The sequence below is a fragment of the Nocardia sp. NPDC050718 genome (assembly GCF_040654235.1).
In the GTDB taxonomy this organism is placed as follows: Bacteria; Actinomycetota; Actinomycetes; order Mycobacteriales; family Mycobacteriaceae; genus Nocardia.
This window is the reverse complement of the sequence record NZ_JBFAHQ010000003.1, coordinates 311,184-329,649: the sequence shown is the minus strand read 5'-3', so window position 1 is coordinate 329,649 and position 18,466 is coordinate 311,184. Positions and strand designations below refer to the sequence as shown.

The 18,466-nt window shown below is 69.9% G+C and carries 19 protein-coding genes; 3 read left to right on the top strand and 16 right to left on the bottom strand.

What is annotated here, in order from left to right; genetic code table 11:
• Positions 1-73: 73 nt before the first annotated feature.
• From lysS to ftsH, 14 genes are all read right to left on the bottom strand, one after another.
• Entirely contained in the window at positions 74-1,540 is a 1,467-nt protein-coding gene (lysS, locus tag AB0H54_RS15870) for a lysine--tRNA ligase (RefSeq protein ID WP_355271703.1), read from the bottom strand.
• Between the two features lie 304 nt (positions 1,541-1,844).
• A complete protein-coding gene (locus tag AB0H54_RS15865; protein ID WP_218720644.1) occupies positions 1,845-2,267 on the bottom strand; it encodes a rhodanese-like domain-containing protein in 423 nt (140 codons plus the stop codon).
• A gap of 8 nt (positions 2,268-2,275) precedes the next feature.
• Complete coding sequence (locus AB0H54_RS15860) at positions 2,276-2,872, bottom strand: cysteine dioxygenase family protein (RefSeq protein ID WP_355270681.1); 597 nt, start codon at positions 2,870-2,872, stop codon at positions 2,276-2,278.
• 162 nt (positions 2,873-3,034) lie between these two features.
• Positions 3,035-3,817 (bottom strand): type III pantothenate kinase, encoded by a 783-nt coding sequence (locus tag AB0H54_RS15855; RefSeq protein ID WP_355270679.1) that lies wholly within the window; start codon positions 3,815-3,817, stop codon positions 3,035-3,037.
• A gap of 19 nt (positions 3,818-3,836) precedes the next feature.
• Positions 3,837-4,256 carry an aspartate 1-decarboxylase gene (gene panD / locus AB0H54_RS15850; RefSeq protein WP_110041391.1) on the bottom strand — a complete coding sequence of 140 codons (420 nt, stop codon included), beginning with the start codon at positions 4,254-4,256 and terminating at the stop codon, positions 3,837-3,839.
• Positions 4,257-4,270: 14 nt separating this feature from the next.
• Complete coding sequence (gene panC / locus AB0H54_RS15845) at positions 4,271-5,227, bottom strand: pantoate--beta-alanine ligase (protein ID WP_357346147.1); 957 nt, start codon at positions 5,225-5,227, stop codon at positions 4,271-4,273.
• On the bottom strand, positions 5,227-6,141 hold the full coding sequence (locus AB0H54_RS15840) for a DUF2520 domain-containing protein (protein WP_357346145.1): 915 nt from the start codon (positions 6,139-6,141) through the stop codon (positions 5,227-5,229). Before AB0H54_RS15840 ends, panC begins: the two co-directional genes overlap by 1 nt.
• A gap of 228 nt (positions 6,142-6,369) precedes the next feature.
• Entirely contained in the window at positions 6,370-7,545 is a 1,176-nt protein-coding gene (locus AB0H54_RS15835) for a DUF6779 domain-containing protein (RefSeq protein WP_357346143.1), read from the bottom strand.
• Positions 7,546-7,613: 68 nt separating this feature from the next.
• Entirely contained in the window at positions 7,614-8,087 is a 474-nt protein-coding gene (locus AB0H54_RS15830) for a DUF3180 domain-containing protein (RefSeq protein WP_355270672.1), read from the bottom strand.
• Complete coding sequence (gene folK, locus AB0H54_RS15825; protein ID WP_357346141.1) at positions 8,081-8,620, bottom strand: 2-amino-4-hydroxy-6-hydroxymethyldihydropteridine diphosphokinase; 540 nt, start codon at positions 8,618-8,620, stop codon at positions 8,081-8,083. Before folK ends, AB0H54_RS15830 begins: the two co-directional genes overlap by 7 nt.
• A complete protein-coding gene (gene folB, locus AB0H54_RS15820) occupies positions 8,617-9,039 on the bottom strand; it encodes a dihydroneopterin aldolase (RefSeq protein WP_357346140.1) in 423 nt (140 codons plus the stop codon). Before folB ends, folK begins: the two co-directional genes overlap by 4 nt.
• Positions 9,036-9,908 carry a dihydropteroate synthase gene (gene folP, locus AB0H54_RS15815; protein WP_355270667.1) on the bottom strand — a complete coding sequence of 291 codons (873 nt, stop codon included), beginning with the start codon at positions 9,906-9,908 and terminating at the stop codon, positions 9,036-9,038. Before folP ends, folB begins: the two co-directional genes overlap by 4 nt.
• Complete coding sequence (gene folE / locus AB0H54_RS15810; protein WP_355270666.1) at positions 9,905-10,579, bottom strand: GTP cyclohydrolase I FolE; 675 nt, start codon at positions 10,577-10,579, stop codon at positions 9,905-9,907. Before folE ends, folP begins: the two co-directional genes overlap by 4 nt.
• A gap of 71 nt (positions 10,580-10,650) precedes the next feature.
• Positions 10,651-12,999 carry an ATP-dependent zinc metalloprotease FtsH gene (ftsH, locus tag AB0H54_RS15805; protein WP_357346137.1) on the bottom strand — a complete coding sequence of 783 codons (2,349 nt, stop codon included), beginning with the start codon at positions 12,997-12,999 and terminating at the stop codon, positions 10,651-10,653.
• 402 nt (positions 13,000-13,401) lie between these two features.
• On the opposite strand from ftsH, the gene AB0H54_RS15800 reads away from it, so the two are divergent.
• A complete protein-coding gene (locus AB0H54_RS15800; protein WP_357346135.1) occupies positions 13,402-14,211 on the top strand; it encodes a hypothetical protein in 810 nt (269 codons plus the stop codon).
• Positions 14,212-14,233: 22 nt separating this feature from the next.
• Here AB0H54_RS15800 and AB0H54_RS15795 read toward each other — a convergent pair whose 3' ends face one another.
• Positions 14,234-15,091, bottom strand: a complete 858-nt coding sequence (locus tag AB0H54_RS15795) for a DUF1266 domain-containing protein (RefSeq protein WP_355270661.1) — start codon at positions 15,089-15,091, stop codon at positions 14,234-14,236.
• A 97-nt stretch (positions 15,092-15,188) separates the two neighbouring features.
• Here AB0H54_RS15795 and AB0H54_RS15790 point away from each other — a divergent pair, with 97 nt between their 5' ends.
• Positions 15,189-15,461 carry a DUF2277 domain-containing protein gene (locus AB0H54_RS15790; RefSeq protein ID WP_189029638.1) on the top strand — a complete coding sequence of 91 codons (273 nt, stop codon included), beginning with the start codon at positions 15,189-15,191 and terminating at the stop codon, positions 15,459-15,461.
• Here AB0H54_RS15790 and AB0H54_RS15785 read toward each other — a convergent pair.
• Positions 15,446-16,669 (bottom strand): helix-turn-helix domain-containing protein, encoded by a 1,224-nt coding sequence (locus tag AB0H54_RS15785; RefSeq protein ID WP_357346132.1) that lies wholly within the window; start codon positions 16,667-16,669, stop codon positions 15,446-15,448. The genes AB0H54_RS15790 and AB0H54_RS15785 overlap by 16 nt on opposite strands.
• A 106-nt stretch (positions 16,670-16,775) precedes the next feature.
• Here AB0H54_RS15785 and AB0H54_RS15780 point away from each other — a divergent pair, with 106 nt between their 5' ends.
• The gene (locus AB0H54_RS15780; RefSeq protein WP_355270658.1) at positions 16,776-18,338 is read left to right on the top strand and encodes an aldehyde dehydrogenase family protein; all 1,563 of its coding nucleotides are present in this window, start codon (positions 16,776-16,778) and stop codon (positions 18,336-18,338) included.
• Positions 18,339-18,466 lie beyond the last annotated feature (128 nt).

Below are 18,466 nucleotides of genomic sequence, written 5' to 3'. Positions count from 1 at the left end.
CGAATACCCAGGGCAAGAATACCTCTAATTACGAAAATTCCAACACGAGGTCTTCACCCCGCAAATCGACTGGTCAGCGACTAGTCGGGCGGACAATCGGGAACAGGATCGTTTCCCGGATTCCCAAACCGGTCAGTGCCATCAACAAGCGATCGATTCCCATACCGGTTCCGGTGGTCGGCGGCATGCCGTGTTCCATCGCGGCGAGGAAGTCTTCGTCCAGCACCATGGCCTCGTCATCGCCCGCGGCGGCCAGCCTCGCCTGATCGACGAACCGTTCCCGCTGGATCACCGGGTCGACCAACTCCGAATAGCCCGTTGCCAACTCGAAGCCGCGAACATACAGGTCCCACTTCTCCGTGACGCCGCCCTTGCTGCGATGCTGACGCGTCAGCGGCGACGTCTCGACCGGGAAGTCGCGAACGAAAGTCGGCGCGTACAGCTTGTCGCCATACGCGTGTTCCCACAGTTCTTCGACAAGTTTCCCGTGACCGTAGCCCTTGCCCGTGGGAATTTCCAGACCGACCCGATCGGCGAGCGCCAGCAATTCCTCGACAGTGGTTTCGGGAGTGACCTCGACACCGATCGACTCCGACAGCGACGGATACATCTCGACCGTCGTCCACTCGCCGCCGAGATCATATTCCGTACCGTCGGCCAGTGTCACCACGAGGGTGCCGAATGCCTCCTGCGCGACTTCCTGGATCAATTCCCGGGTCATCTTCGCGGAGTCGTCATAGGTGCCGTAAGCCTCGTAGGTTTCCAGCATCGCGAACTCGGGCGAATGGGTCGAGTCGGCGCCCTCGTTGCGGAAGTTCCGGTTGATCTCGAAGACCTTCTCCAGGCCGCCCACCACACAGCGCTTCAGGAACAGTTCCGGCGCGATACGCAGGAACAACTCCATGTCCAGGGCATTGGAATGGGTGACGAACGGGCGCGCCGCCGCGCCGCCGTGGATGGTCTGCAGCATCGGGGTCTCGACCTCGAGGAAGCCGCGGCGCTCCAGCGCGGTGCGCAGCGCGCGGACCACGTTCACGCGGGTACGGGCCATTTCCCTGGCCTCGGGACGCACGATCAGGTCGACGTAGCGCTGCCGGACGCGCGACTCCTCGTTCATCTCCTTGTGCGCGACCGGCAGCGGCCGCAGCGACTTGGCCGCCATCGACCAGGAATCGGCCATCACGCTCAATTCACCGGTCCGCGAGGAGATGACCTCACCGTGCACGAACACGAAGTCACCGAGGTCCACATCGGACTTCCAGGCGGCCAGCGCGTCGGCGCCGACGCCGTTGAGGCTGATCATCGCCTGCAGCTTGGTGCCGTCGCCCTCCTGCAGGGTGGCGAAGCAGAGCTTGCCGGTATTGCGGACGAAAATGACGCGGCCCGCGATGCCGGCCTGCAGACCGGTCTGGGTATCGGGCTCCAGATCCGGGTAGGCGGCCCGAATTTCGGCCAGCGTATGCGTGCGGGGCACCACCACCGGATAGGCCTCACCGCCCTCGGCGAGCAGCCGTTCCCGCTTGTCCCGGCGAATCCGCATCTGCTCGGGAACATCGCTGTCCACGGCGGAACTGACGGCGCGGCCGGTATCGGCGGGGTTAGGGGTGCTCACATCCGATAACAGTAGCGTGCGCCGGAAATGGATAAGCGGCCCGCCCACGGACGACTCGTCGGTAACCGGACACCGCACCGGCCATTCCTCGGCCGAATGCAATCCACGTCACACCATCGAAACAAACTCACGCACCCGAGGCCCCCGAATCAGCACGCCGACAAGCCAACTCACCCCTGGACGAGCAGTGGCCGGGCCACCGCTCGGGCGGCCCGGCCACCGGCCAGGTGTCCTACAACGAGGCGAGCGCATTCACCTCACGGGCAAAGTGCGGCGCCCCCACGGCGACGGTCAGCAAGCCCGCGGACTTCAATGCCTGGTAGCCGCCGATGAGATCGGTGGCGCGGTGCAAACCGAGCTGCTGCAACGACGCCGCCGCCAAACTCGAGGTGTAGCCCTCCGAGCAGAAGATGATCCATTCCACGTCGTGGTCGACGGCCAGCGACAAACGCGCCGACGAGGTCGGGTCGAGGCGCCATTCCAGGACATTGCGTTCGATGACCAGCGCACCCGGTAGGGAACCTTCACGAACCCGCTGCGCGGCCGGGCGGATGTCCACCAGAATCGCGCCCCTGGCCAATGCGGCGGACAGGTCGTAGACGTAGAGCCTGCGTAGGTCGGCGCGGGCGTTCTCGAGCATCTGATCAATCGTCAAACGACTCATCACAGGTCACCTTCGGGCTGGTCGGTGAGGACGGTTTTGGTTCGCCGCAAGGTGCCGTGTCCGGTCACCTCGTAATAGGACATCGCCGACAACGGCGGGGAATAGGCGTGCACGCTCAGCGTGGGATCCAGCGGGCCGACGGATTCGGCGGCGGCGGGCGCCCGCACCACGTCGTGTACCCAGCCGATCGGGAACGAGGCCTGATCGCCGGCGGCGAGCGTGCGCCTGCGTAACTCGGAACCATTCCAGCGGAATTCCGAGAGCGCGCCGCTGAGCACGGTGAGCGCGCCCAGCGAACCGGCGTGATCGTGCAATTCGGTGGATTTACCCGGCGTCCAGCTGATCAGCCAGACATCGACCTCGTCGTCAGCGATCAGCCGGGTGGCCCAGCGTTCCTCTGTCGGCCAGACGCCGTCGGCGGGCAGCAGGTGATCGTAGCGACCGGCGAGAACGTCTTCGGCGCCCTCGTCGGTGAGTCGCAGCAGGTCAGCGGGCCGCAGCCGGGTCGGCAACGCCGAAGCCACCGCCCGGTCGAGCGGGGGCGTCGCGGAGTAGCCGTCGCGGGCGGACGTCAAGGAAAGGACAGAAGAACGCATGAGCGAATCTCCAGGAGGTGCGAAACGGTCGAGGGGAAAACGTCAGCCTCGAACGGTCGAGGCAGGTCAGCCTCGACAACACTCCTGGGTGCTCACACGGAAGGACACGAGCGTGAGTTTAGCAGTTGACACGCGCTCCGGCGAAAATGACCTGCGCCACAGTCACTTCTTGTTGCGTTCGTAGACGTGGCGCAGCCCCGTCAGCGTCAGATGCGGCTCGTGCTGATCGATGGTCTCCGATTCCGGCACGATCAGCGGCGCGCCCGCGCCCGTCGCGACGACGGTGACATCGGTGCCCGCGAAGGCGTCGAACTCGTCGCGGATGCGATCGATCAGGCCGTCGACCAGGCCCGCGAAACCGAAGACGGCGCCGGACTGCATGCATTCCATGCTGTTCTTGCCGAGCACCGAGCGCGGGCGGGTGAGTTCCACCCGGCGCAGCGCGCTGCGCTCGACCAGCGCCTCGGTGGAGATCTCCACGCCGGGCGCGATCACACCGCCCAGGAACTCGCCCTTGGCCGAGACCAGGTCGACGCAGATGGCGGTGCCGAAATCGACCACGATCGCCGGACCACCGAAGCGGCGGTAGGCCGCCAGGCAGTTGACGATGCGGTCGGCGCCGACCTCCTTCGGGTTGTCCACCAGCAGCGGGATGCCGGTCCGCACGCCGGGTTCGACCAGCACATGCGGCACGTGCGCCCAGTAGCGCGCGAGCATGGTGCGCAGCTCGCGCAGTACCGGCGGCACCGTCGACAAGGCCGAGACGCCGACCACCTGGTCGAGCTCGGCACCGACCAGGCCACGCACCTGCATGGCGAACTCGTCGGCGGTGAGCAGCGGATTGGTGTGGATACGCCAGTGCCGCGCCAGTTTCGCGTGCTCGCCGCTGCCCGTGAACAGGCCCAGTTCGATCCCGGTGTTGCGGACGTCGATCGTCAGCAGCATCGCTGTCCCCCCGCCGCGCTCAGGCGAACGACAGGGAGCGCGGGGAGGTCAGGCCGGAACCCTCGGGCGCGTGCGCCGGGTCCGAACCGAGCTCCACCGGGCGGTTGCGGTCGTCGACGAAGACCACCTTGGGGTCGTAGTCGCGCAGCTCCTGCTCGTCCATCTGGCCGTAGGCGATCAGGATGACCAGGTCGCCGGGGTGCACGAGATGGGCGGCGGCGCCGTTGATCCCGATCACGCCCGAACCGCGCTCGCCGGCGATGACGTAGGTCTCCAGCCGGGCGCCGTTGTCGATGTCGACGATGCAGACCTGCTCGCCCTCGAGCAGATCGGCGGCGTCGAGCAGATCCTGGTCGACGGTCACCGAGCCCACGTAGTGCAGGTCCGCGTGGGTCACCGTGGCACGGTGGATCTTCGACTTCATCATGGTGCGCAACATCGTCGTCGCCTTTCTCAGTTCGCCTGCGCGGCAGGCAGGGAGTTCGCGTCGGGGTGCCCGTCGATCTGGGCGCCGAGAACAATCGGGGCATTGTCGATCAGGCGGGTGTCGCCGACCTTGGCGGCGACGAGCAACCGGGCATTGCCCGCGGTGGGCGCGGGGCCCAGGTTGCTGTCGCGCAGTTCGAGGTAGTCCACGTCGAGACCGTCGACGGCGTCGAGGACGGCGCGCGCCGCCCGCACGACCGCCTCCGGGCCGAGGCCGGCGGCGTGCCTGCCCGCGGCCAGCGCGGCCGACAGGCCGAGCGCCGACTCCCGCTGGGCAGCGTCGAGGTAGCGGTTGCGCGAGGACAGCGCCAGACCGTCGGGCTCGCGGACCGTCGGGTAGGCGACGACCTTCACGTCCATGTTCAGGTCGCGGACCATCTGCCGGATCAGCGTGAGCTGCTGGTAGTCCTTCTCGCCGAAGTACGCCTCGGAGGCGTGCGCGATATTGAGCAGCTTGGCGACGACGGTGAGCATGCCCGCGAAGTGCGTCGGCCTGCTGCCGCCCTCGAGCTCGGCGCCGATCGGGCCGGGCAGCACCGTGGTGCGCGGGCCCTCGGGGTACATGTCGGAGACCGACGGCGCGAACACCAGGTCGACACCCTCGTGCCGGAGCAGTTCGAGGTCGGCGTCGAGGGTGCGCGGGTAGGCGTCGAGATCCTCGTTCGCGCCGAACTGCAGCGGGTTGACGAAGATCGAGACGATCACGACCTGATTGGTCAGCTTGGCCTGGCGGACCAGCTGCAGGTGGCCCTCGTGCAGCGCGCCCATGGTCGGCACGAAACCGATCGTGCGGCCCGCGCCGCGCAGCGCCTTGGTCACCGTGTCGACGACCTCGGGGCTGTGGTGGACGGTCAGCACGCCGGGCTTGTACGCGCCGGTGGCCCGCGCGCCGCCCTGGTGGTGGTGCACTTCTCTGGGTTCCATCAGTGGCCTTCCTTGGCGAGCAGGTCCAGCAGGGCCGGATTGGTCTGGGCGAGTTCGGCGGTGCGCAGCGACATCGCGCGATAGGCGGCGGCCAGGCGCTCGTCCACCGCGGCCAGCGCGGACAGGTGCGCGGCGACCGCGTCGACGTCACCGCGCGCGACCGGGCCGGTCAGCGCGGCCTTGCCGCGGCGCAGCGCGTTGTCCAGCGCGGCGGAGACGAGCGGGGCGAGCAGGCGCTCGGGCAGGCCGCCCGGCTGATCGTCGACCACCGGCTGACCGAGCAGGCCCGGCCCGTCCATCGCCGCGCGCAGCGCGGTGACCGCGTCGACGATGACCGTGACCAGGTGATTGGCGCCGTGCGCGAGGGCGGCGTGGTACAGCGTGCGCTGCTCCTCGGCCACCTTCACCGGCTCGCCGCCCATCTCGATGACCAGCGCCTGGCCGATCGCGTAGCCGACCTCGTCGGCGGCGGTGACGCCGAAGCAGGCGTTGGCGAGGCGGTCGATGTCCTCGTCGTGGCCGGTGAAGGTCATCGCGGGGTGGATGGCGAGGCCGAGCGCGCCCTGTTCGGTGAGCGGCGCGAGCACGCCGACCCCGTGCGCGCCCGCGGTGTGCACCACGATCGTGCCGGGACGCACGACCCCGGCACTGGCCAGGCCGCGGACCAGCCCGGCCAGCTCGGCGTCGGGGACGGCGAGCAGCAGCAGCTCGCTGCGCTGGGCGATCTGCTCCACCGGCAGGATCTGCGAATCGGGCAGCCGCGTCTGCGCCCGGTGCACCGAGGCATCGGAGATCGCGGCGACACCGAACACCACGTGACCGGCTCGCTCGAGCGCGACACCGAGCGCCGAACCCACCCGTCCCGCCGAGACGATTCCCACCGTCAGTCGTGCGGGCGCAGGGTCGACACCCACGTTCGCGCCATCGGAATTGACACTTCTCGAGGTCAACACTGTCCTCTCGATTTGCGTTCCAGTCCCGCAGTGCGGGTACCGGACGTTACGGATCGAGAATATCGGGGAGCCCCCAAGCGCCGCCACGGACCCGTCACGTGATCTACGACTCGTTCGCCACCTGCGGCGATGCCGGAAAACGACAAACCGCCCACGCCGGTGCGGCGCGAGCGGTTCGATGCCGGGGGGTCAGTTGCGTGCGCCGGACTCCGACTGGAGGTTGGCCATGATGTCGGCGACCGACAGGCGCGGGGCGCCCTCTTCCTCGGCGCGGCGACGGCGGCGGGAGCTGGTGCCGACGGTCGGGGTGGTGTCGGCGGGCTTGGGTGCGGCCGGGGCCTGGGTGGCGCTGTCGGCGGCGGGAATGTCCGCGCCCGGCTCGGGGGTGCTGTCCGCTACCGGAACGCCGACGGGCTCGGCCGACGCCGGGGCACCGGCCGTGCTGGTCGGCTCGGCGGCCGTACCGTTCGTCGCGGCACTCTCGGCGGGCGAGCCGTTGGCGGCGTTCGCCGGGGCGGTGTCGGTGATCGTCGCGCCGAATTCGTCGACCTTGCGGGTGTTCGGGGCCGACAGGCGGGGCGGCGGGGTCTTGCCGTTCGACGGGGCCGGGGTGGGCGCGGCGGGCTGCGGCGCCGGAGCGGGCGGTGGTGTCGGGGCGGGCTGCGCGGCCTCGGCCTGCTGGGCCTCGGCGTAGTCGTCGAGCTGGACGGCGGAGGTCTCGGCGGTGACCGGGTCGTCGTAGGGGTCGGCGAAATTGGCCGAAACCGGCTGCATGAAGACGGGTTTCAGCGCGCTGGGCGGTTGCTGCCACGGGCCGAACCAGGCGGCATTGGCATCCACCGGGCTATCGGCGTAATCGTGGTCCGCGTCGTCGAACGCGTCGAAGCCACCGGCGGGCAGGGCGTCGATGCGGACCGCGTCGGCCTGCAGGGCGGGCTGCTCGTCGGGCAGCGGGCCATCGAAGAGGACCTGCAGGTTCTGGCGGAGCAGAGTGAGTTCGGCGCGCAGTGCGGCGATCTCGGAGGCGTCGGCGCCGACTTCGGCGCGCACGCGCGCCTCCACGCCCATCTCGTATTCGCGGCGCGCGTTGATCTCGCGTTCGAGCTGCAACTCGTACACCGTCTGGAGATCGCGCACCTTCGCCTTGTCGACCGCGGCGTCCTTGCGGTACCGAGTCGCCGCCAGGGCGCCGATCACCGCCGCCCACAGGGCCGCTACCAGGCCTACTCGAACGTATTGGACGTTCTCGCTGAAGATCAGGAAAACGCTTGCTGTCAGACCGAGCAGGATGAGCACGCCGATGAAGAGCTTTCCCGCGTCGTCCCGCCGTCGACGGGGCGGAGTGCTACGGGAGGGTGAAACCATGTGGGCCAGGGTAGCCGGAAAGTGCTGGTCGGCCCACCGAACCCGGCGGTGATTCCATCCGCAAGTTGCTAGGTGGTAGCGGGCTCGTCCGGCGGTTCCTCGGGGGCCCGGCAGCAATACTCCAGCCACAAAGCCGCAGCAACCAGGGCGGAACCGGCGAGCAGGCCGACGACCGCGCCCGGCGAATCCGCGGCGGCCGCCGTCAGGGTGCCGCGCTGTGGGAATACCCACAGTAGGAAGCCCAGCCACACACCGGCGGCCAGCGAGCCCACCTGCATGGAGGCCTTCGCCAGCGCGGCCGCGCGCGCGACATTGATCGGATGCAGTTCGTTCGGGCCGTCGCCGATCTTCTCGTCGGCGATCTTGGCCTTGATGACGAACCCGAGCGCCGCCTCGATCGCGGCGACCGGCAGCAGCGACGCGCCCGCCGCGACCGAGATGGTCGGGAAGGTCGAATACGCGAAACGGGTGGCGACCCAGGCGATCGCCGCGGCGACCACCACATTGAGCGCCAGATCGAGCACCCTGGTCGGCTTCAGCACGGGCGAGTGCTCTCGTCCCGCAGCACCAGCTCGGTGCGCACGACCCCGGCGCGCTCGGCCGGGTCGAGGCCGGCCAGCAGGTCGACGATCGGCATGTCGACACCGTCGACCCGCAGCCGCGCCGACGGCTCGACATCGAGCCACGGGACCAGCACGAACGCCCGGTTGTGCGCCTGCGGGTGGGGCAGGATCAGCGCGGGATCGGTGGCGCGGACGACGGCGGCACCGGTGGCGTCGGTGCAGGCGACCACGTCGACATCGAGGGTGCGCGCTCCCCACCGGATCTCCCTGACCCGCCCCGACGACTGCTCGAGGTCCTGCCCGAACCGCAGCCAGGCGTAGTCGTCGAAGGCCGGATCCTCGGCCACCACAACGGCATTGAGGTAGTCGTCCTGTTCGACACCGCCCCACGGCGCGGTCGTGTAGACCGGCGAGACCGCGAGCACCCGCTCCCCCAGCGCGGCGACGACGTCGCGCAGGTGCGCGAGCCGGTCGCCCAGGTTCGAGCCGATCGACAGGACGGCGCGACTCATCGGCGCGGCCCCGGCTCGATCGTGCGGTACCGCGTCGCCACCACCCGCACGTCGGCGAAGGTGTGCGGGATCGGCGCGGACGGCTTGTGCACCACGGCTTCCACCGCCTCGATCCGCGGATCGGTCATCACGTCGTCGGCGATCTCGGAGACCACGGTCTCGATCAGATCGCGCGGTGGACCGGCGACGATGTTCACCGCGCGTTCGGCGAGCGCGCCGTAGTCGACGGTGTCGGCCAGGTCGTCGGAGGCGGCGGCCGCCGCGAAATCGACCCACACCGTCAGGTCGACGACGAACTCCTGGCCGTCGCGGCGCTCGAAGTCGAACACGCCGTGCCTGCCGAACACGCGCAGGCCGCGCAGCTCGATCCGCGAGGTCGCGGACCGGCCGGCGGGCGGTGGCAGCAGCGGTGAGGTCATCGGGTGGCTCCTCGGGCGGCAGTGGCTCGGCGCCACGCGTCGACAACGGCGATCGCGTCCAGCGAGGCACGCACATCGTGCACCCGCACACCCCACGCGCCCTGGCTGGCGGCGATCGCCGAGACCGCGGCGGTGGCCGTCTCCCTGCCGTCCGGCGGACGCGGGCCGGACTCGTCGGCCAGCAGCGCGCCGAGGAAACGTTTCCGGGAGGCGCCGATCAGGATCGGCAGGCCGTCCGCGATCAGCTCGGGCAGCGCGCCGAGCAGTTCCCAGTTGTGCTCGGCGTTCTTGGCGAAGCCGAGGCCGGGGTCCAGGATCAGCCGTTCGGGGGCGACACCGGCGGCGACGGCCAGCTCGACCTGGGCGGCGAGCTCGGCACGGACCTCGGCGACGACATCGTCGTAGTGGTCGGCCGGACCGGTGTGGCGGTAGTCGGCGCCCGCGCGCCAGTGCATGAGGATCCACGGCACGCCGGACTCGGCGACGACCTTCACCATGTTCGGGTCGGCGCGCCCGCCGGAGACGTCGTTGACCACCGAGACACCGGCCTCCAGTGCCGCCTCGGCGACCTCGGCGCGCATGGTGTCGACGCTGGTCGGCACGCCGGCGGCGACCAGGCCGCGGATCACCGGCGCCACCCGGCCCGCCTCGGTGGCCGGGTCGACCCGGTCGGCGCCCGGCCTGGTCGACTCACCGCCGACGTCGATGATGTCGGCGCCCGCCGCGTGCAGCGCGACACCGTGCGCGATCGCGAGTTCGGGATCGAGATAGCGACCGCCGTCGGAGAACGAATCCCCGGTCACGTTCACCACACCCATGACCACACACGAGCGGCCGTCCCGCGGCGCGGTCACGAGGTGCTCGCTCATTTGCGCAGGATCAGGTCCAGCGCCTCGGCGCGCGAGGCGGCGTTGGTCTGCAGCAGGCCGCGCACCGCCGAGGTGGTGGTGCTCGCGCCCGGCTTGCGGATGCCGCGCATGGCCATGCACAGGTGCTCGGCCTCGATCACGACGATCGCGCCGCGCGGGTCCAGCCTGCGCATCACCGCGTCGGCGATCTGGCTGGTCAGCCGCTCCTGCACCTGCGGGCGCTTGGCGTACAGGTCGACGACGCGGGCCAGCTTGGACAGGCCGGTGACCCGGCCGTGGGTGCCGGGGATGTAGCCGACGTGCGCGACGCCGTGGAAGGACACCAGGTGGTGCTCGCAGGTCGAGAACATCGGGATGTCGCGGACCAGCACGAGCTCCTGGTGACCCTCGTCGAAGGTCGTCGCCAGCACCTCGTCGGGCTCGGTGTAGAGCCCGGCGAACATCTCCCGGTAGGCACGCGCCACCCGGGCCGGCGTGTCGAGCAGACCGGGACGGTCCGGATCCTCGCCGACCGCGAGCAGCAGTTCCCTGACGGCGCGCTCGGCCCGGTCCTGGTCGAACGGACGACCGGTGGCCAGCGCCGTCAGGTCCGTCGGGCTCGTCGAGCCGAGTTCGCCGTCGGCGATCGACCCGTTCCCTGTTGGCTCAGCGACCTTCTTGTTGGCCGACACTTCTCCGCACCTCCACATGTCGACGCCGGTGATCGTCCGGCATCCGACGGTCGAGCGTAGTTGGCCGCCGGTCAGCGGCGGCCGTTCGGCCCTTCCCAGTCGTTGTTCTCCGGATCGGTGCCGGGCTGCTGCGGCGGCGCGGCGGGCGGCTCAGCCCACGGCTGGAAGCCACCGGCGTGCCGCGGCTGCTCCGGCTGGCCCCAGGCATTGCCCTGGCCCTGCGGGGCCTGCGGCGGCTGGGGCTGCTGCGGCTCGTCGCGCGGCGGCCAGCCGGGCGCCGACCAGCCGGCCGGGGCGCCGTAGTCGGGCCGCGAACCGTGCGTGCCCTGCTGCCGCGGGATCGCCTGGGTGGGCGCGGCGGGCAGCGGGTAGCCACTGGCGGGCGGAGCGGGCTGGCCGTACTGCGGCGGCTGCGCCGGGTAGCCGTTGGCGGGTTCCAGCGGGGCACCGGCGGGCACCGGGGCGGGCTGCACCGGCGGCCACGGCTCGCCGCGCTCGGCGGCCAGCTCGCCCGGGGTCTTCACCGGGGGCTTGTCGGACGGATGACGGTCACCGAAGTCGTTGAACGCGGTGATCCGCGGCCGCTTCTCGACCCCGGCCAGCACCTCTTCGAGGTCCTTGCGATGCAGGGTCTCGCGCTCGAGCAGCGCGGTCGCCAGCGCGTCGAGCTGCTCGCGGTACTCGCTCAGGATCGACCAGGCCTCGGTGTGCGCGGCCTCGATCAGGTTGCGCACCTCCTCGTCGATCTCGCGGGCCACCTCGTGCGAGTAGTCCGAACCCTGGCCCATCGAGCGGCCCAGGAACGGGTCGCCCTGCTCCTGGCCGTAGCGGACCGCGCCGAGGCGGGCGCTCATGCCGTACTCGGTGACCATGCCGCGCGCGATCTTGGTGGCCTGGTCGATATCGGAGGACGCGCCGGTCGTCGGCTCGTGGAACACCAGTTCCTCGGCCGCGCGGCCACCCATCGCGAACACCAGCCGGGCGATCATCTCCGAGCGGGTCATCAGGCCCTTGTCGTCCTCGGGCACCGTCATGGCGTGGCCGCCGGTGCGGCCGCGGGCCAGGATGGTGACCTTGTAGACCGGCTCGATGTCGGGCATCGCCCAGGCCGCCAGGGTGTGGCCGCCCTCGTGGTAGGCGGTGATCTTCTTCTCGTGCTCGCTGATGATCCGGCTCTTGCGGCGCGGACCGCCGATGACGCGGTCGACCGACTCCTCCAGCGATTCACCGGTGATGACCGAGCCGTGCTCACGCGCGGTGAGCAGCGCGGCCTCGTTGATGACGTTGGCCAGGTCGGCGCCGGACATGCCGACGGTGCGCTTGGCCAGACCCTCGAGGTCGGCGTCGGGCGAGATCGGCTTGCCCTGCGAGTGCACGCGCAGGATCGCGCGGCGACCGGCCAGGTCGGGGTTGCCGACCGGGATCTGCCGGTCGAACCGGCCCGGCCGCAGCAGCGCGGGGTCGAGGATGTCGGGGCGGTTGGTCGCCGCGATCAGGATGATGCCGGTGCGGTCACCGAAGCCGTCCATCTCGACGAGCAGCTGGTTGAGGGTCTGCTCACGCTCGTCGTGGCCGCCGCCGAGGCCGGCGCCGCGCTGGCGGCCGACCGCGTCGATCTCGTCGACGAAGATGATGCAGGGGCTGTTCTGCTTGGCCTGCTCGAACAGGTCACGCACGCGCGAGGCGCCGACACCGACGAACATCTCGACGAAGTCCGAACCGGAGATGGTGAAGAACGGGACGCCCGCCTCACCGGCGACAGCGCGCGCGAGCAGCGTCTTACCGGTACCGGGGGGACCGTAGAGCAGCACGCCCTTCGGGATCTTCGCGCCCAGCGCCTGGTAGCGGGCCGGATTCTGCAGGAAGTCCTTGATCTCGTACAGCTCTTCGACGGCCTCGTCGGCACCGGCCACATCGGCGAACGTGGTCTTGGGCATGTCCTTGGACAGCTGTTTGGCCTTCGACTTACCGAAGCCCATCATGCCGCCGCGACCACCGCCCTGCATGCGCGACATCACGAAGATGAACAGGCCGACCAGCAGCACCATCGGCACGATGAACAGCAGCAGCTGCGACAGCCAGCTCTCCTGCTTGACCACCGTGTCGTACTTCGCGCCGGACTGCTGCACCGCGTCGAAGATCTGCGCCGAGGTCTCCCCGCCGCCCGGATACTTGGCGACGATCTTGGTGTTGTTGTTCGTCGCCTCGTTGCCGTTGTTCAATTCGATGCGGAGCTGCTGCTCCTTGTCATCGATCTGGACGTTCTTGACATTGGCTTTGTCGTTCAGCTGGCTGAGCGCCACGGAGGTGTCGACACTCTCCCAGCCGCGCGTGTCATCGCTGAGAAAGCTGAACAGCCAGATCATGAGCATGATGCCCGAGATGATCGCCAAAGTGCGAAACACTGTCTTGCGGTTCATAGAGCGTCGGCCGGACGGCCCAGTCCTTTCCGGTTATTTCTCCGGGTGTGCCTAGCGAAGCGTCGAGATCGGCGGGTTTCGGATGCGGACATGCCACGTTACCGCGTACGGTCTAGTTCGATACATCGCGCAGTTCGGCTGCTGGTGCAGTTGCACTGGTCAACGTTCAGAGCTGGGGAACGGTTCCCGAAAGCTCCGAACGCGTTGTTGCAAGTGGCCACAATCATGTCATGCCCGCCTTATCGTGGGCGACGACACAACTACAGCGCAGGGGGTATGGACATCGTCGAGCTACGAACACCCACAGCGATTCTGCGCCACGGCCGTGGACGTCTCACCGTTCTGCGGCCGGGTACCGATGGCGAACGGGTTCTCGATGTTCCCATCGCCGACCTGCTCAAAGTGCGTCTGAACCGGCGCGCCGACGACGCGGTGGTGATCGAGATCTACCTGCGTTATCCCACCCCGGTGCTCACCGGCGTGCCCGCCGACCGTACCCCGCTGCCGGTCCTCATCGCCGAACACGACGTGCCCGCCGCGCTCGGCATCGTCGACCGGATCAACGACCAGATCATGGCCACCCAGCGGATCGACGTCGCCGCGCCCGACCTCACCCCGCCCGCGCCCGAGTGGGGCAAGTCGGGACCGGTCCGGGCCGATGTCGAGCGCGCGGTGCGCCGGATGGCGCCGCGCAAGGAGGCCCGCTCGGCGGTCAACGCGCTGCACCGCTACGTCACCCCCGACGAGTACGTGCTCGAGACCGCGATCGCCGTCGCCGCGCCGCCCGCAGGCACCGGCACCGGTCTGCTCGCCGCGACCACCACCCGGCTGCTGTTCATCTCCATCGGCAGCGGCGAGCGCTACGCCCACGAACTGGCCGTCGCCGCGATCCTCGGCGCCCGCACGGTCGACGGCGCGCGCTCGGCACCCGGCGAGGTCGACACCAGGCACGGCGGCTCGGGCATGGACGTCAGCGACGGCAACCGGACGCTGCATTTCGCCGGCGTCGACCGCGCCGACACCGAACGGGTGACCTGCGCGGTCAACTTCGCCGTGCGCAGGCAGGCCGCCGACGGCGCGGCCGGGCCCGCCGACCCCGGCGTGTCCCAGCTCTACGCGGAGTGGGAACTGCTGGTCGAGCGGCACTCGCTCGGCATGGTCGACGACACCCAGTTCCAGCGCTACGGCCGCGGCATCCTGCGCAGCCTCTGACCCGACCGGCCGGGCCGAACGTTCAGTTCGGTTCGGCCGCTTCGGTTTCGGTCTTCTGCTCGGGCTCGTTCAGCTCGATCCGGCGCCACGGGCTGGTCGGGCGGGTCCACAGCCGTAGCAGTTCCATCCGGCGGTCCACGCCGCCGTTCTTGAGCTCGGCGAGGTCCTCGGTGGCCTGCCAGTAGGTCCAGCCGGCCAGGTAGGCGTCGCCGAACTGCCGCCAGTTGCGGTAGCGGCGCTGGGCGGGCGCGAGCGCGCGCATGCAGTACTCCCACGCGACATCGGCATCGATGTAGCCGGCGGTGAACGCCATCCGGGCGACCGCGACGACGCGGGCCAGGTCCCAGGCGGAGATGTCGTTGGGCAGCGGGCGGGCCAGGTGGTCGGTAAAACCGATCTTGATGGCCTGGGCCCAGATGTCGTAGTCGCGGACCAGGGCCTCGGGGTTGTCCATGCCGCGGAACGAACCGACCTGACGGAGGAAGGCGCGGTGCCGGTCGGCGCGCTCGCCGAAGCGGTCGCGCTCGCTGGCGTTGATCGAGGCCATCACCAGCGGGTGCACCAGGGAGTAGAGCGGCGCGTGCATGCCCTCGAGGAGCTGTTCCATCGACGCGCGCGCCTCGGTGCCGTCGGTGATGCCCCACGCGCCGGTGAGAGTGTCGATGGCGAGTTCGCGGCGATCGCCCAGCGGGTGCTCGCGCTCGGGACCGAGCAGCATCGCGTCGTGGAAGGCGTCCCAGCGGGTGGAGTAGAAGGCGCCGAGCGCCAGCGCGCGAAGTTCATCGTCGCTCACACCGGCTCCGGACCAGTGGTCTTCCTCGCGGCCGTCCAGTTCCGGGTAGGGAAAGGTGGTCAGCGCTGGTACTCCCCTGGCAGGCATGCGGCCGAGTCTAGTGCGGCGGGTGCTGTCCTGGGCCTAGGAGCGAATCTCCTTTCTTGGCCTGCCGTGACCTGCCACACAGGTCTATGGTTCTGACATGTGTAGAAATATCACCGTCTTGCGTGGTCTGGAGCCTGCCGCCACCGAGCAGGAGATCTACGCTGCCGCCTTGCAATACGTGCGCAAAGTCGGCGGCATCTCCGGGCTGAGCAGCACCACCAAACCCGCGGTCGACAAGGCCGTCGCGGCCATCGCCGCGGCCACGACGACGCTGCTCGCCGAACTGCCCGATCGCCGGGTCCCGCCGCCCACCGAACCGCCGCTGCGCCGGATCGCGGCCAGGGACGGCGCGGTTCAGGAGACCCCGTAGGCGGCGACGCAATCCAGCGCCACCTCCAGCGCGAGCGCGCGCTCGGACACCGGGTGTCCGAGGATCTCCTCCACCCGGGTGATCCGATAGCGCACCGTGTTCTTGTGCACGCCGAGCGTGCGCGCGGCTTCCTCCGGGCTGCGCTGCGCGCGCAGGTAGGCGTGCAGGGTCTCGCGTAGCCGCGTCGCGACCGGATCGGTTCCGGTGAGCCCGCGCAGTTCGCGGGCGATGAGCCCACGCATCGCGGCCGTGTCGATCCCGGCCAGATAGGCGATCTCGACCTCGCGGTAACTGGTGACCGCGCCCGTGCCACGTTCGGCGACCCGGCGCGCCGCGACGGCCTCCCGATGACTGGCGACGAACCCGTCGACGTGCGCGCCGGGCAGCCCGAACGCCACCCGCACCGGCGCCACCACCTCGCAGCGCGCGATCCGCTCGGCGAGCTCGGCGTCGTCCTCGATCGCCGCCCAGGCCCACAGCCCGCTGGCGCTGGCCGCGACGGTGAGCAGGCCGGTGGCGCCGAGCGCGGTGGCGATCCTGGTCGCGGTGCGGTCGAGCAGGCCGCCGGGTTCCTCGCCCGCCGCGTCGCCGGTCCAGAGCAGGAACGCCAGATGACGTTGCGCGAGCCGGTAGCCCAGGACGATCGCGGCCTGGTCGACATCGACCGACGTGCCCGCCAGCAGCGCCCGCACCAGCTCGGTGCGGGTGTTGAGGGCATCGCGCAGCACCCGCTCGCGCTCGGCCATGAAGGTGCCGGTGAGCTGCTCGATCGACAGGCCCATCCAGGTAGCCGTGCGGTCGAACAGGCGCAGCATGACCGCCCGTTCCAGATCCGGCGGCACCTGCCCCTCGTCGACGGTCTCGGTCATCACCGCGAGCGTCTCGGCGAAGCCCGCCTGGTAGGCGCGCAGCAGGACCCGGATATCGAGGCCGCGGCGGGCGATCGTCCTGGCGAGGACGTGCGCTTCCTCGGGCAGGACGAGGTCGTCGCTGTCGGTGGCGAGGCCGCCGAGGACCACCCTGGCGTGCGCGCGGGTGCTGGCGGCCAGATCACGGCGCAGATCGGGGTCGTCGAGTTCGGGTGACCCGGCCAGCACGGCCGCGTCGAGCCGGGCCAGGATCCGGTCCATCGACTGTGTGCGCAGCAGATCGAACACGAACTCGGCGAACCAGCCGCGCACCTGTTCGGTGATTTGTTCTCCAGACACCAAAAATCCCGATTTCGTTGACGTGAACGGCCAAGAATCCGCGCTCTCATTGTGCCAGGCTGATAGTTGGTGAACTGATTCACACAACGCAGTGGGGAGCACGACAGTGACCGAACTCGACCAGACCGCCGCGGCCGATGCCCAGGTGATCGCGGTACACAATCCGGCGACCGGCGTCCAGACCGGCTCGGTGCCGATCGTCGCGCCGGACGACGTGGCGGCCGCGGTCCGGGAACTGCGCCTCTACCAGCCCGAATGGGAGGCGATCGGCCCCGAGGGCCGCAAGAAGTGGCTGCTGAAGATGCAGGACTGGATGATCGACAACACCGAGCATCTGGCCGCGGTCTTGCAGTCCGAGACCGCCAAGCCGCGCGTCGACGCGCTCATCGACCCGGCCTTCGCCGTGGATCTGCTCGGCTACTACGCGCGCCGGGCCGGCAAGTTCCTCGCCGACGAGCATCCCTCCCCGCACAGCCCGCTGGCCCGGGTGAAGTCGCTGACCGTGGCCTACCGGCCGTACCCGGTCGTCGGCGTGATCACGCCGTGGAACTTCCCGCTCGCGATGCCCGCGATCGACGTGTTCCCCGCGCTGGCGGCCGGCGCCGCGGTGATCCTCAAGCCGTCGGAGGTGACTCCGCTGTCGGCGGTCGAGCTGGCCCGCGGCTGGGCCGAGATCGGCGCGCCGCCGGTGTTCAAGGTGGTCACCGGCGCGGGCGCGACCGGCGCGGCCGTCGTCGAGAACGCCGACTACATCCAGTTCACCGGCTCCACCGCGACCGGGCGCAAGATCGCGACCGCCTGCGCGGAGCGGATGGTGCCCTACAGCCTCGAGCTCGGCGGCAAGGATCCGGCGATCGTGCTGGCCGACGCCGACATCGATCGCGCCGCGCACGGCATCGCCTTCGGCGGCATGTTCAACGCCGGGCAGGTCTGCATCTCGGTGGAGCGGGTCTACGTGGAGGCGCCGGTCTACGACGAGTTCGTCACCAAGCTGACCGCCGCCGTCGCCGCCCTGCGCCAGGGCGAGGACGGGCGCGAATCGAAGAACGACGTGGGCGCGCTGGCCAACGAGAACCAGGTGCGGATCGTGCAGCGCCATGTCGACGAGGCGATCGCGGCGGGCGCGCGGGCGACCACCGGCGGCAAGCGCACCGGGGTCGGCACGTTCTTCGAGCCGACCGTGCTCGTCGATGTCGACCATTCGATGTCGTGCGTCGCCGAGGAGACCTTCGGCCCGACGCTGCCGGTGATGAAGGTGGCCGACGAGGCCGAGGCGATCCGGCTGGCCAACGATTCGATCTACGGCCTGTCGGCGTCGGTGTGGACCGGCGACAAGGCGCGCGGCGAACGGGTGGCCCGGCAGCTGAACGCGGGCGCGGTCAACATCAACGACGTGTTCTCGAACCTGTTCAACCCGGCGATGCCGATGGGTGGCTGGGGCCTGTCCGGCGTCGGCGCGCGCTGGGGCGGGGCGGCGGGCCTGCGCAAGTACTGCCGCGCGCAGGCGATGACCAAGCCGAAGCTGCCCACCATGGGCAAGGAACTGTTCTGGTACCCATACGACATGAACAAGCTGGTCATCGCGGTGGGCGCGATGCGGGCCGCCGGTGCGCGCGGCATCCGCCGCATCGACCTTCCCGCGGTGTGGCGGCTCAAGAGCGGTCGATGAGCACCGCCAGCCGCGTGAGCTGAGGCGGCGAATCCGGCCGTGCGCGCACCGCTCGCCACGGCCGGATTCCACCCACCGAAACCTGTTTGTGACGAAACTCACTGCATCGCAGGGTTTCCCGCACGGAC

What these genes read in the sequence shown, in the direction of transcription:
- AB0H54_RS15855 (WP_355270679.1), bottom strand. Translation starts at nt 3,817, where the DNA reads ATGCTGCTGACGATCGACGTCCGCAACACCGGGATCGAACTGGGCCTG.
- ftsH (WP_357346137.1), bottom strand. Translation starts at nt 12,999, where the DNA reads ATGAACCGCAAGACAGTGTTTCGCACTTTGGCGATCATCTCGGGCATC.
- AB0H54_RS15790 (WP_189029638.1), top strand. Translation starts at nt 15,189, where the DNA reads ATGTGTAGAAATATCACCGTCTTGCGTGGTCTGGAGCCTGCCGCCACC.
- AB0H54_RS15860 (WP_355270681.1), bottom strand. Translation starts at nt 2,872, where the DNA reads ATGCGTTCTTCTGTCCTTTCCTTGACGTCCGCCCGCGACGGCTACTCC.
- folK (WP_357346141.1), bottom strand. Translation starts at nt 8,620, where the DNA reads ATGAGTCGCGCCGTCCTGTCGATCGGCTCGAACCTGGGCGACCGGCTC.
- folB (WP_357346140.1), bottom strand. Translation starts at nt 9,039, where the DNA reads ATGACCTCACCGCTGCTGCCACCGCCCGCCGGCCGGTCCGCGACCTCG.
- lysS (WP_355271703.1), bottom strand. Translation starts at nt 1,540, where the DNA reads ATGCGGATTCGCCGGGACAAGCGGGAACGGCTGCTCGCCGAGGGCGGT.
- panC (WP_357346147.1), bottom strand. Translation starts at nt 5,227, where the DNA reads ATGGAACCCAGAGAAGTGCACCACCACCAGGGCGGCGCGCGGGCCACC.
- AB0H54_RS15795 (WP_355270661.1), bottom strand. Translation starts at nt 15,091, where the DNA reads ATGCCTGCCAGGGGAGTACCAGCGCTGACCACCTTTCCCTACCCGGAA.
- panD (WP_110041391.1), bottom strand. Translation starts at nt 4,256, where the DNA reads ATGTTGCGCACCATGATGAAGTCGAAGATCCACCGTGCCACGGTGACC.
- AB0H54_RS15835 (WP_357346143.1), bottom strand. Translation starts at nt 7,545, where the DNA reads ATGGTTTCACCCTCCCGTAGCACTCCGCCCCGTCGACGGCGGGACGAC.
- folP (WP_355270667.1), bottom strand. Translation starts at nt 9,908, where the DNA reads ATGAGCGAGCACCTCGTGACCGCGCCGCGGGACGGCCGCTCGTGTGTG.